The organism is Brackiella oedipodis DSM 13743 (genome assembly GCF_000621025.1).
GTDB classification, from domain to species: Bacteria; Pseudomonadota; Gammaproteobacteria; order Burkholderiales; family Burkholderiaceae_B; genus Oligella; species Oligella oedipodis.
In genome coordinates this window covers 133,961-147,498 of sequence record NZ_KK211206.1, presented here as the reverse complement: position 1 = coordinate 147,498, position 13,538 = coordinate 133,961, and the positions used below count along the sequence as shown (strand labels likewise).

11 protein-coding genes are annotated in these 13,538 nt (G+C 47.2%); all 11 read right to left on the bottom strand.

What is annotated here, in order from left to right:
• Positions 1-651: 651 nt before the first annotated feature.
• The gene (locus Q335_RS0107190) at positions 652-1,011 is read right to left on the bottom strand and encodes a hypothetical protein (protein ID WP_028358038.1); all 360 of its coding nucleotides are present in this window, start codon (positions 1,009-1,011) and stop codon (positions 652-654) included.
• Between the two features lie 758 nt (positions 1,012-1,769).
• Positions 1,770-3,572 carry an acyl-CoA dehydrogenase gene (locus Q335_RS0107180; RefSeq protein ID WP_028358036.1) on the bottom strand — a complete coding sequence of 601 codons (1,803 nt, stop codon included), beginning with the start codon at positions 3,570-3,572 and terminating at the stop codon, positions 1,770-1,772.
• Positions 3,573-3,594: 22 nt separating this feature from the next.
• Positions 3,595-3,933, bottom strand: coding sequence for a DUF192 domain-containing protein (locus Q335_RS10465; RefSeq protein ID WP_169733508.1), 339 nt, complete (start codon positions 3,931-3,933; stop codon positions 3,595-3,597).
• Positions 3,934-4,072: 139 nt separating this feature from the next.
• On the bottom strand, positions 4,073-4,948 hold the full coding sequence (locus tag Q335_RS0107165; protein ID WP_028358035.1) for a type II secretion system F family protein: 876 nt from the start codon (positions 4,946-4,948) through the stop codon (positions 4,073-4,075).
• A 58-nt stretch (positions 4,949-5,006) separates the two neighbouring features.
• On the bottom strand, positions 5,007-5,852 hold the full coding sequence (locus tag Q335_RS0107160) for a type II secretion system F family protein (RefSeq protein ID WP_028358034.1): 846 nt from the start codon (positions 5,850-5,852) through the stop codon (positions 5,007-5,009).
• Positions 5,853-5,895: 43 nt separating this feature from the next.
• A complete protein-coding gene (locus Q335_RS09675; RefSeq protein WP_038369644.1) occupies positions 5,896-7,719 on the bottom strand; it encodes a TadA family conjugal transfer-associated ATPase in 1,824 nt (607 codons plus the stop codon).
• Positions 7,720-7,773: 54 nt separating this feature from the next.
• A complete protein-coding gene (locus tag Q335_RS0107150) occupies positions 7,774-9,252 on the bottom strand; it encodes a type II and III secretion system protein family protein (RefSeq protein ID WP_051532381.1) in 1,479 nt (492 codons plus the stop codon).
• A 41-nt stretch (positions 9,253-9,293) separates the two neighbouring features.
• Positions 9,294-10,478 carry a Flp pilus assembly protein CpaB gene (gene cpaB, locus Q335_RS09670; RefSeq protein WP_084493583.1) on the bottom strand — a complete coding sequence of 395 codons (1,185 nt, stop codon included), beginning with the start codon at positions 10,476-10,478 and terminating at the stop codon, positions 9,294-9,296.
• A gap of 32 nt (positions 10,479-10,510) precedes the next feature.
• Positions 10,511-11,308 (bottom strand): hypothetical protein, encoded by a 798-nt coding sequence (locus Q335_RS0107140; protein ID WP_028358032.1) that lies wholly within the window; start codon positions 11,306-11,308, stop codon positions 10,511-10,513.
• 38 nt (positions 11,309-11,346) lie between these two features.
• A complete protein-coding gene (locus Q335_RS0107135) occupies positions 11,347-12,135 on the bottom strand; it encodes a hypothetical protein (RefSeq protein WP_051532380.1) in 789 nt (262 codons plus the stop codon).
• Positions 12,132-13,538 carry a TadE/TadG family type IV pilus assembly protein gene (locus Q335_RS09665; RefSeq protein ID WP_038369642.1) on the bottom strand — a complete coding sequence of 469 codons (1,407 nt, stop codon included), beginning with the start codon at positions 13,536-13,538 and terminating at the stop codon, positions 12,132-12,134. The genes Q335_RS0107135 and Q335_RS09665 overlap by 4 nt, the downstream gene beginning before the upstream one ends.

Genomic DNA, 13,538 nt, shown 5'->3' with positions numbered 1-13,538 from the left:
AACCGTCTTGGCTTAATGATAGGAGCCCTTAGGCTATTTTTCTGCTTTGCTTTATTCTATTTTTCTTTTTTACGCTATTTTTACGCTATTTTTACACTATATAAGCGCCGTTTAAAACGGCGCTTTTTATGCTTTTGATACCGCTTATTTTATTTCTACTACCCACGCCGCTTTTTTATAACCACTATCGATACCGCTTTTTAATACCGCTATTAAGATCTGTGTGCGATAAACGGTAGAAGATAGTGATGCTTATTTATGGCTTAACGGAGAAGCACGACACAAGTGAAAGCAAAGAAATAAGCCTGCTGAATCAGCTATAAAGACTGACACCGAGCTTGCTATAAGCGTGTTAAGAGCTTATGAGTCTTTTTTAAACACTATACGACTGAGTAGGCAACTATTTGACGCTTTAGACCCCTTTGACCCATTTTGAATCATTTTGACCCATTGGGCGGAACCGTTTGAGCGTATGATGGAAGGCTTTGCGTAGGATTAGCATCCCTTGCGTCTCATTAATAGGGTCACTCAGTGCTTATTCCCCTTTCCCCTTTGCAAGGAGTTGTTCGTCGCTCGCTTGCGTAAGCACTGAGTGGTAGCCATTATCGAGATCTAAAACCTCAAAAAGAACTAAGACTAAAAAGACAATTGTTAAGACGGTAAGACTAATGAGCTCAATAAAAAGACGGAAGGTATCGCCACAAACAATAAAAGCACGGTAACGATATTGCCTAAATGATTGAGGGTATGCGCCAAGCGAGGCTTGTTGTGTACTTGCTCACATAGCGATTGATAACCATATTGCAGTTGATAAGCATATTTACGCAGCAGGTCTTGACGTGACAAGACAGCATCGCGTTTGTAATGATTGCCTTGACGACGATTACGTGTGTGCTTAAGGCTGGCATAACGAAATCGATTATGCGTGTTACCAAATAAACTGCTCGGAGTGTAATGGCTAGCGCTAGTTACACGATTTGAAGATACGGCGGCTCTGCTATTGTTATTCATGATGACTCCTCAAAATCTATAAATGCAAAATCTGTAATTTGTATGGTAGGTGTGCAAACCACGCTTGCCAATCCCTTAGCGTAAGCGTCTGCGGTGTTGTATTAGTCCTAAACCCTTAATAATTAAGGATAATTACGCAGGCTACTGGCATGACGCTCGTCGTAAGTGCCCCCACTTAGACCAGATGCCACTCTCAATCTAATGCACTTACTGACCGTCACAACTAGACGTACGCTGCAGGTCTAGAACTCCTACAAACACCGCAAATCACCTATCCCACGATTGGAACCCCTTCCAATCACTGTATAAATCAGGCACGTATGAAAGCAACAGAGTCATTGTGATAGGCACTGACCTCTAAGAGCGGCAATTGCGTCCGGCGATTACACCTCGCTCTTGCATCCTATAAAGACTAGCAATCGTTCACCCTAGACTCTACTGAGTGAGCGACATGACCATGACACTCATAAATACTGATCATTTATACAGTAATTAATACTGTATATAAAAACAGTATTTTTTGCAAATAGTTTTTGCTGCTTATGTATATTTGCAACAACAAATCCAATACGCGTTTATTTGTACGGCCGTAGGTCAATGGTTAGTAGAGAATTTGCCAGCGCAAGGTCAAGGTGCAGGGCTTAGCGAACTATTGGCAACCCATAAAAAAAAGCTCGGTAACTCAGTACCGAGCTTGGTGAGATTAGCGATAGCGCTCAAGCGAGGGTGCTCTAGCGCTGCTTGTCTGTAGACAATACCTAAACAGAAAAATCTACCTCTGTCGCGCTCTGAACCGCTTGTTCGCCAGCGAGTACAGATTGTCCGAGCGCCGCGGTACGCGGCAGGATATGCGCCGCATAGAACTGTGCCAAGGCAATTTTTTCGTGATAGGCTTTATTATCGAGCTTATTGGCGACCAAGGCCGATTGTGCTAACTTCCAGCCCACAAATAAATAACCCGATAACATCAAATAAGGCACACTTCCCATAAAGGCTTCATTGAGATGGCGAGCTTGACCTTGTTGCATGAGATACATCACTGTATCGGCGTAATTTTTGAGGGATTTTTGCAGGCGTGCGGCGATAAACTTAAAGGTGTCTGAGCCTTCTGCTTCTAGCGCTTGTAAGGTTTTTTGGACTTGACCGCCTATCGCTTGGCAAGCCGCCCCCATGTCTTTGTAAGTTTTGCGACCCAAAAGATCATTGGCCTGGATGGCTGTTGTCCCCTCGTAAATTGACAAGATACGGGCATCACGCATATGTTGGGCAACACCGGTTTCTTCAATAAAGCCCATACCACCATGCACTTGTATTGCCAAATTGGTCAGTTCCATACTCATTTCCGTAGAGAAACCCTTAACAATTGGTACTAAGTATTCGCTGAGGCTTTGATAGTGTTTGCGAGTCTCTTCGTCTTCAGCCGCACGCGCCATGTCATGACAATAAGCACAATAAAAGGCGAGGCTTCGCGCGCCTTGCACCTGACTTTTCATGGTCAATAGCATCCGCTGCACATCGGGGTGACGGTTAATAGCAACGGTTTTGCGACCTTCTGAACCATCAATCGTATTGCCTTGCAAACGTTCTTGGGCATACGCAAAAGCTTGTTGCATAGCACGCTCAGAAATACCAATCCCTTGAACACCCACACTAAAACGTGCCTCATTCATCATAATGAACATGTATTTCAGGCCCGCGTTCTCTTCGCCGACTAGATAGCCGATGGCGCCCGCGCCAACCTCGCCCTTATTGTCACCGTACATCATGACGGCAGTCGGGCTGGCATGGATCCCTAGTTTGTGCTCGAGAGAGGCACAATACACGTCATTGCGCTTACCAAGACTACCATCTTCATTGACAAGAAATTTAGGGACGACAAAAAGCGAGATGCCTTTAACCCCTTCGGGCGCATCTGGGGTACGCGCTAGAACTAAATGCACGATATTTTCTGTCATATCGTGCTCGCCCCAGGTAATAAAGATTTTTTGGCCAGTGATGCGGTAAGTGCCATCCTCTTGTTTGATGGCTTTGGTTTTGAGTAGTGCCAAATCAGAGCCAGCTTGAGGCTCCGTTAAATTCATTGTGCCGGTCCAGGTGCCCTCGACCATTTTGCGAATGTAGGTATCTTTGAGGGCTTGTGAGCCGGCTTCGTGAATCGCAAATAAAGCCCCATTAGTGAGCAATGGGCAAAGTGACAGTGATAAATTAGCGGAATTTAGATTTTCTAGTGTGGCGTTATTAATGGTTTGTGGAAAGTTCTGGCCACCATACTTTTCGTCATGAGCAAGCCCTTGCCAACCGCCCTCGACGTAGGTTTTGTAAGCCTCTTTAAAGCCCGGGCTGCTTTTGACAACACCGTCTTGCCATTGTGCACCCTTCAGGTCTCCCTCACGATTGAGGGGCGCAATGGTATTTTCGACGATTCTGACGTTTTCATCGAGGACTGAATCAACAATATCTTGGGAAATTTCGGCGTATTGCGGAATCTTATTGAGCTTTTCGAGTAGCCCCATGTGATGGATATTAAAACGATAGTCGTCCACAGGTGATTTGTAAGTCATGCCACACTCCTTTGATAAAAAATTAATTATTATTTGGCCTAAAACCATACTGCCGACAAAAGGCAACAATGCTGCCAATTTGCTGCGGATTCAGGCGTTTTGAAGTATACAATTCAAGCACATAAAAGGCGTTTCTACAATGGTAGTAATACCAAGGCTGCAGCTGATGAACATAGCGCAAAAAGCGCCCTTTTTTGTCAAAAAAGAGTGCATCAATGGCAAATCTCATACCAAAGGTATGGATACAATTACAACGATCAATAAGGAAAAATCGGCCTGGTGCTAAGGATCGATAAGCGATTAAACCTTTTAGGCGTTTATAAAAACTATCGCAAAAAACGATTTCATAATTGTCGGACAATATTTACCCTCAATTTCAATATTTACAAGGCATTAGCCTTGATTGTGGTTTTCCCCAATGTTGTACCAGCAGCACTTTGATAAAGCACAGACAGCACTCAGACGACATGAATGGCTTCGGTAGTCACACTGCTCTAAACTCATAAATCCGCCTGCATCAGTTTCATGGCGATCGGAAACATCAGCACTAAAAAGGTGCATGGGAAAATACACGTTACTAGCGGCATCAACATTTTGACAGGAGCTTCCAGGGCCAACTTCTCAGCGCGCAAAAAACGCTCATTCCGTCTTTGCTCTGACTGCGCCCTCAGACTCACGCCCAGCCCCACACCGAGTCGATCCGATTGCGCCACAGCTTGAGCAAATTGCTGCATTTCATTAAGGCCAGTGCGCTGCGCCAGATGCTTGAGTGCAACGCTACGATTAATACCCGTGCGCATGTCGTTGAGGGCATACTGTATTTCCTGTTTAAGCGCACCTGCGGGCAAGAGGCTGGAAGTTTGCAGCAAGGCCGCTTGTAGATTAAGCCCTGACTCCACACAAAGCGTTAGCATATCGAGTAAAAATGGCAATTGTTTTTGAATTGCACGGCGCCGCTGGCTACAAAGTTTGCGTAATTGGTAGCGTGGCAACCAAGCCGTTAACACAGCCAATGCCAAACTTAAACCCAAAGCCACAGATAATGAGAACGAGAACACGCTCACAAACACATATGTCGCTACCGCTAAAGTCAACAGCGCGGCACTTACTTGCATGGCGACTAGCTGCGCAGGACTAAGGGTATGCAATTGGCCTGTACTTTGCAGTTCGCGGTGTAGTTTAAGTTGGTAAGACCACGTCAAAAACGGCTGCAAACAAGGCGCTAGCAGACTAATCCAGGGCCATAGCAGCCGCCAAAACCAGTGCAAAGGAACTTGTAATGGCACTTTACTGTCACGCAAAGCTGGGCTAAGCACCATATAGATCAGCAAGCTCAGACAAAGCGCACTGGCCAACACACTTAAATAAATCAACATATCACCCTCTTTCAAAAATATGATTGATGGTCATGACTAGCACTAAGGCGTAACGACGCTAAATATCGATGGCCACAATACGCTTGATAAGCCAGACTCCAAAGCACTCCAAACTAACGATAATAAGTAAGACCAGCCACCCCATGGGACTATGCCAAAAATAATACATACTGTCTGGCTCCAAGCTACTCAAAACAAGCATGAGACAAGGCGGCAATAAACCCATCACCCAGGCTTGCATTTTGCCTTGTGAGGTTAAGGCTTTGATGCGACCTTGCAATTGCAAACGGGCTCTGACCGTGTGACTAATTTGTTCAATGGCCTGAGCTAGGCTTCCACCTGTTTGGGTACCGATTTTTAGGGCTGATACCGTCAAAATGCAGGATTCTAGTGGCATACGTGCTGCTAAAGCGTCCAAACAAACATGAAAGGGTCGCCCCAAGCGTTGTTCGCGCATCATTAAACTTAATTCTTGAGACATCGGAATCGGTTGTTCTCGACTGAGTTGTTGCATAGCGGTTTGCAAATTGACCCCAGCGCGAAGCGCCCCAGCCAAGGCCAGCAAAAAATCAGGAATCTGCTGCTCAAATTTTCTGAGGCGACGTTTACGCAAATAACTAAATAAAAATTTAGGTACAAATAAAGACAAGCCCCCCATCAGTAGCGCTATGTAGGTAGAAGCCAGCACTAACCACGTACTTAAGGTCATGAGTACAGCCAGCAACACGGCCACCGACCATAACTGTTTGGGGTCAAAAAACAAAAAGGCTTCAGCCAGTTGCACTTGGGCCGTATCTTTAAATTGGCGTTGATAATTGGCTGCCGCTTTTGACAAGCCTTGTAAAACCAGCCAGCCTAGCAAACTGATGGTGATAGCAATAAATAGTAGTGCGCAAAAAATCATGCCTTATTCCCTTGTGTGGATACCTTCATACGCTGGTTAGCGCTTAAAGTCCTTGTTGTTGAGTAGCGGCAAAATTCACCCAGCTTTTTTGAGCAAAATGCTCGGCAGGAAAAACTAAGCCCTGTTCGCGAAGCTTTTCAAAGTGGTCAGGCAAAATCCCCGCTCCCACAAAACATCCTTGATCGGCTGTTCGCTCAAAGCGAAACAATTCTTGAATTTTGATGACGCCATTTTCCATAGCACCGACTTCAACAATGGAAGAAATCACGCGCGCACCATTGCTTAGTCGACTTTGTTGCACAATAAAATCTATACTGGAGGACATATGCTCACGAATGGCTTGCAGTGGCAAATCCATACCTGCCATCAAAATCATTGTTTCAAGACGAGCTAGTGCATCACGAGGTGTATTCGCATGTAAGGTGGTGAGCGAGCCTTCATGACCAGTATTCATGGCACTTAACATATCAAAGGCCTCGGCGCCACGGCATTCACCCACCACAATACGGTCTGGTCGCATACGTAAGGCATTTTTGACAAGATCACGAATGGTCACAGCTCCTTTGCCCTCGACATTAGGGGGTCTCGCTTCGAGACTGATTAAATGTTGATGATTGAGTCGTAACTCAGCGGCATCCTCAATGGTAATAATGCGTTCAGCTGCAGGAATACAATTCGATAAGATATTTAAAAGCGTGGTTTTCCCCGAGCCTGTACCACCTGAGACAATCATATTCATACGATTTTCAACACAAAACGCTAAAAAATTCGCCATGGCATGATCTAAGGATCCCAAGCGCAATAAGTCCTGCATTTGCGGACGATGTTGCGGAAACTTACGGATCGTGAGATTGGCTCCTTTGAGAGCAATCGGCGGAATCACCGCATTCACCCGTGAGCCGTCTTTGAGTCGGGCATCGACCATGGGAGAACTTTCGTCAATCCGCCTGCCGATGGGGGCGACGATGCGCTCGATAATGTCGTGCACACTTTGCTCACTACTAAACGACAGAGGGTAACGCTGTAAGCAACCCGCTTTTTCAATGTAGATTTCGTTATAGCAGTTGACCATAATCTCACTGACTTGAGTGTTAGCCAGTAAAGCCTCTAGCGGCCCTAAACCGACAGCTTCATCAATCACGTGTTGGCATAAGTCCTGGATGTTGGCAATATGCTGCCAAGTCTCATGGTCAGCCACAATACTTTGTAAAGCTTGCTGGGCTTGTTTGCGAAGGATATGGTCTTTGAGCACAGTGACGTTATTGCGCCGTAAATCTAAAGCTTCAATCAATTTGCCATGGAGCTCTCGGCAAATCGCTTGTTCTTGTTCATTCAGACTCAAGACTTCACTAGGAAGTTGAACTGCAACACTGGGCGTGAGTACGGGTGTTTGTAATGGCTCCTCCTTGGCACTAGGGTGGACCTGCTCCAGCGTCGTGCTGCCCTTGTCTTGAGCGACACTTAGAGTGGTCGTCTCTGCCTGAACAGGCTGCATGGTCGCTGCCTCTGCTGGCTCTGGCGCTTTATGCACAGCCTCCTCTGCACTAGGACTCGGAGCTAAGGAATGAAAGGCCGTATCTATTTGCAGCACGCGCAGCAAGCAAGGTCCCATAATCAATTGATCATGCACGGCTAGCAGTTGTTTATGAAATACCCGCTGCCCATTGAGCAAGGTGCCCACTATTGTGCCGTGATCGACGACAAATAATTCATCTTCTTCAAATATCAGCTGAGCATGTTGCTTGGCCACACGCCAGCTTTTAAGAACGATTTGATTACTTTTGTCACGACCAATGCTCAGCGGCAAAGTAAACCAAGCCTGCTGTGCTGGCTTATTTTCAAGATGGATTTGTAATTTTATTTTCATCGTTGTTGATATAAAAATGGTGGAGCAAGCCCTAGATAGTTCAGGTTGCTTGTGTTAATCCTGCTGAACAAGGGGTTGAATTTTGAGTTTTTTGACTTTTGGAATGCGTACTTTTTTGCCAAGAGGCTGCCAGAGTGATTCCTTAAGCATAAAGTTCTCTTCGGGTATAGCAAAACGTGTGGCTAGTCCATCTTGGTTCTGCCTAAGGGCCACTGATTGAGGCTGTTCATGGGCTTCTGAACTCATCTGCGCTGGATTAATCCGAACATTCATCACCGGTGCCTGTGGAAAAGCAGAGTCTAAGATCTGCTGAGCGTTTTGCACGCGTTGCTGCACCTCATCTTGCTCAGCAGAAACCAGCACCGGTCGCACAAAAATCGCTAATTCAGTTTCATCATTTTGGAAACGCTTGGATTTAAATAAGGCACCAAGAATGGGAATATCGCCTAAGCCTGGAATTTTGTCGCTGTTACGCATTTGTTCGCGCGAGATAAAGCCAGAGAGCACCAAGGTTTGACCAGAGTGAACATTAAACTCAGTCGACGTGCGACGGATTTTGAGGGCTGGACCGCCATCTAACATCATGCTGCCATCAATAGAGCTAACTTCGACATTGATTTTGGAGCGCACAATGCCATTTTTTTCAATTCGTGGCGTAATCTGTAGACCCACGCCATAGGGTTTGAACACCGTTTGCGCACTGCCATATTTGTCATTAACAGAATACGGGACCTCACCACCCGCCAAAAATTCTGCCGTAGAACCACTGCGCGCCATCAGTTGTGGCTGAGCCAACATCACAGCCTTGCCTTCATTGGCCATGAGTTGAATGGTCGAAGATAATAAGGCATTAATCCCAAAATACGGCACTGCATGGCTGCCTAACACGGCATCAATCGCCGTTTCACCTGGCCGCTGTTGCAAGTGCTTGTGAGTACTGTCCCACACAAGACCGGTATTAAAGCCACCGGTAGAACTGCCCTGCCAACGTACACCGATATCTCGTAAAAAGTTTTTGGGAATTTCGACGATTTGCACGTCGAGCATGACCATTTGATCCCATCCGACCTGGCTGGTCATATCTACTATTTGTGGATAATGCTTAACCAGTAATTGCAGACGTTCTCTATCGGCATCGGTTAATTGATCCCCCTCGACGATCACTTTTTGACCGACCACAGTGGCTTTTACATTAGGAATTTTGGCGACCATACGTCGAATGTCCTCTTGCACACGGCGCTCTTCAACGGAGGTAATTTGAACCTGGTAATCGAAAATCTCTCCTGCCTGATTCCAAATACTCAGACTGGTTTCACCGGCTTGTCGAGCAAATAGCACGACTTCTTTATCATCGTCGGTTACGGCATTGAGGATTTGTCCGTTACCGACAGCTACCCGTGCAATATTTGGAATGGGTAACACCTTGACTTGACCCGCCCGTATTTTTAGGGTTTCTGCATGGGCGCTAAGATTGCCAATGACAAACAAAAGACACAGTAAACTGAGCCCAGCAAACATTTTTAGTACTTTCATGATTGACTCCTGCAATAGCTAATATCGCTAGCCACGATTGATTAATCTGGATTAGCCAGTGACGTGGCACTTGCGTGTAAAAAAGGATGACTGATGGGGGCTTTTGCTTCTGTATTGGGCGAGGTTCGCGAGGCTAGCATTTCTTTATCTGCGCCCGACGCTGGGGTTGGACTCGCCACAGAAGGCGTTAAGCTGGCTTGGGAGAGCCTGCTAGTCTGAGCTAACAAACTAGAGGATCCTGTCGCGCTAAGGCGGTGATCGGTGTCTGGATTTTCGCCAACGCCCGCCGTAATCGACATATCACTAGGCAAGTGGGCAGGTGGCAAACTATTCATCCATGCACTGACAATATCGTCTTGCTGTGGCAGGTCAAATACCGCTTGATTGGTGCTCGGCGTTTTCGGCCCAATCGTCGCATTGAGCTCAGGTAAACGCCGAGTCTTGTCATTGCCATAGACCACCACCGGTTTACGTTTAATCGTAGGCATCGGCTGTGAGATCCCCAAAATTCCCGCTAAATCGCCACGCACCCCTTTGCGAGTGGCTTGATTGTCCTCAGGGTTGCGCAATAAAGCGGTGATGGTTCCTGATTGTCTAGCCGCCACCAGTTTGGCGGCCTCTTCTGGCGCCGTATCTAGAGTGACCGTTGAAAATGTACTGGCCTCTTCACCAAAATCACCTCCCTGTCGGCTTTGTTTGCCAGTTGCCATCACCAAGACCCCTTGCAATAAAGGCGCGGTGATTTGTTTTTTGCGATATTCAAAAGAGACGTAAAGGTCTATTAAATCACCCGGCACTAACATGCCTGAGACGGAATTTATGGTGTCGACTGGAATGGTGAGTGCGCGTCGACCATAAGCGATTTTGTCGGAAAAGGGTTTATTCTTGGCACTTGCCGTATTTGCCCAAAGCACGGGGTCGCCAATTTTGAGCGCTGTGGTAATCACTTGCCCCTTAATTTTGTTAAATTCCTCTGGGCTAATGCTGCCACTTATAATCCAAGGTACTGGAATTTGCCTGACGGCGACATGATCGGCACTTAATTTAGTGCCTACGGGTAAATCATAGGCAGCCACAATACGCGGCACCGTTTTGACTTGTGCATCTTGTTCGAGTTTGGCGATTTTGGCACTAATATATTGCTGGGCGGACCAGGCGGCCAACACGCCAGCGCCTAGCGCTAAAACCAGCACGATGACGCTTTTTTTATTGAAATTTACATTCATAAGGGGTCCCTATTGTGATAAGTTGAACCAGGCTAGTGAGAAGACGGATACTTGAGGGTTTTTAGATACAGTGCGCTGCCTTGTTTGAAACCCACAAAAAACAAATGCAACTGCTGTTTTTGCCATTGCCAGACCGTGAAAGGCGAGTTCTGCTGCGATACCTCCTGACCCTGTCGCTCCAAGGCTTGTAAGACCTCGTTTTTAAAGCTTTTTAGCGGCTTAGGATTGAAGTAAACCGCTTGTGTGATAGCTTGATCGGGACTTTGTACGTGACTCAGCAACTGCGTCTGTGCTGGCAACCAGGCGGGAAAGGCTTGCTTAAGGAAAGCTTCGGTATGTTGCCCAAGTGCCTTGCTTGAAAGCGCTGTGCGTGAACTAATGCTGACAAAGCCCTGCGTCCCCTGTTCTGCTGCTTGCAGTTGCAACAACACATGTCGCTCTGCGGTTTGTCCTTGCAAAAGCCATTGTTTGGCCAATATATTGAAGCTCTTAAAGAAGTCTTGCCGTTCTATACATTGACTCAATTCTTTTTGGCTATAGAGACTCTTAAATTGCCAGACCCGCATGGATATGCCCATATTCTTGCCCTCAAAGAGCAATTGTGGCTCATGAGCACCCATAGCCAACAGCAAGGCTTGCTGCAATGGTTGCATCTGATTAAGCGCTGGCAAGGTATCGAGTGTCTTGGCGCAGTGTTCAGCACTAAAAAGCGCTGAGCCTTGTAGGAGTGACGCCTGGGAGTCTGCGGCGCGCACACTGATAGGCCACTGCAGTAACAGCAAGAATAAAAATAAGCAATAAATTAAACGTAGAAAAAAACTCTTTAACATAATCTAACTACCCAAAAAGCTGACAACATTGAAATGGCTTATGGCCCAGGATTGGCGTGGCCTGGTTGGCGTTTTAGGTGCATCTGAGGCAACTTCGAGGCCCAGCCGCTTAACCAGTCAAATCGCAGCGCGGGCCGCTGCCAAGCATGGTCGACAGGCGCGACAATGTGATTGACTTTGGTAGCGATGGTATGACTAGGTTGATAAGCCGCTAGCCAAGCGTGCTGAGATTGCGCCGTTTTTTGGTGCGCTTGCTCATCACTTTGACTATGTCCAGCTCGATTAAGAATGGCCGTGTGGCGCGTAATCCCAATATGTTGTTGCGCAAATACCTGCAGCTGCGGGCTTAAGGCGTTTTGGTTATGGCTAAGGACTTGGTAGTGTGGCTGTAATTGCACGCGAGCCGTGGCAATACCTGTATCGGCCAAATGCCACTCGCTTCTGAGTTGCTCTGCCGTCTGCAGGCGCCCTCCCGGCTGGGCCTCAGACAGCAGTGGCTGAGAACGATCTATGTCTAAAGCTATCGCCTGTGCATTTAATAATTTCTCACCTTTGCGATCACGCCAATGATTACTGCTACCACTGACAAAAGTCGCTGCTAATGGCGAGGGGTCAAAATCAGGATCTTGAGTGCTCTGAAAGGCGGCGTAGCGGCTCCACTGCGTGCTTGTGAGGGCCATATCACCGATGCATGCTAGCCAATGAATCGCCACAAAAAAAATGATCAGAATTAATAGCAATAAAACGCTTTCGACCACTGCTTGGCCGCTTTGCAATGCTAAGCCATGCAGCTTCATGGGGGTTTGTCTCATGGCAGTTTGCTTCATGGTTGCTCCTTGCTAGAGGGATCTGAGACTAAACGTGCCTGCCAATACGGGTGCCAAAGATTAGGCGCTTCGTGCTGAGCGTCGCTACGCGCTTGATAGCGCTCAAAAAAGGTCTCAGCATGGGCGCGGCTATGGAGTGATAAACCAAAGAAATGCGTCTGCTGCAACTGCAGCTTAAATAACAAGCGCTGGGGCGTCGACCCAGGCTTCGTATCTATGAGCGCAGGCAAACCGCGAGTGCCCCATTTTTGGGTGCTAGCTGCCGCATAAGAATTGGCCAGTGGATTACTGCTACCAGAAAATAAATTCCATTGTGTCGCACTCTGCACCCAACGCCAAAAATCCATGGCAGAAAAATTTTCTGGTGCATCATCAATAAACTCAAAACCCTCCGGTTTGTGTTTAGATTGACTACTGATCCAAGCCCAACCCATTGGATATTCACGAAAATAGCAGCCTATCCAGCGATTCGAGCGCAAGGCGTGATAGGACTGTGTGTCCGTGGCTTGCCATAAGCCATCCTGATCTAAAAAAGTGCTGCCATTGCGCCGCAACTCATGACGCTTAAATGGGCATTTGGGATCAATAGCCCATAAATTACGGGCCAGCTGCTGGCGTTTGTCCAAAAAATGATAATCGGCCACCACTGTCTGTAGAAACGTTCGATAAGGTCCTTGCCACGGCACACGATGGATAAAAGGGGCGTGCAAATCTTGGGTCTGCCATTGCAACTGCGCGGACTCGGCATTTCGCAATTGCGTCATCTTGCTAAATACAAGGTTTGACGACTGCTTCGCAGGCGATGTTAGAGTCAATTGCGCGATTTGAGCGCGGCTTATAGTCTGTAATTCTGGATAATTGCTCTGTAGAATGGCCTGTACCGCCTGATCGCGCATGCTCGGAAGCTGTTGCTGAATGACTTGACTGAGCTGGGCTAAAACTGCATGCACAATTTCCTCATGTTGACTATATTGTTGTGCTAAGTCCCCATGCTGACGGCCTGCACTATAAATATGTCTGGCGCCTCTAGCCGCTTGATAAGCGGCCATATGATCGGCACCAAACATCATACCGATCAAGTAGCTAGGCGGATTACCTAGACTGAGACGATCACTCTCGCGCGCTGCCCATTCTGCCCATGAGCCTAGGGTGACGAGATGCGCCATCGCGACCTGATGGGCCACTTGCGCTAAATTAATGTGCGCCTGCATATTGAGGGCTCTGGCCTGTACCAAGGCTCCTGAGTAAGCAGCACTATCGGCCGCATTGATCAGGCGATTTTTGGCATCATGCAAACGCGCTAAGCCAAATAGCGCTAAGAGCATAAGCACTAATACGCTCAAAAACAAAATCCCCAGTGCCAAGGCTTGACCTTGTTGTTGGTACAGACCAGTGCGCTTCAT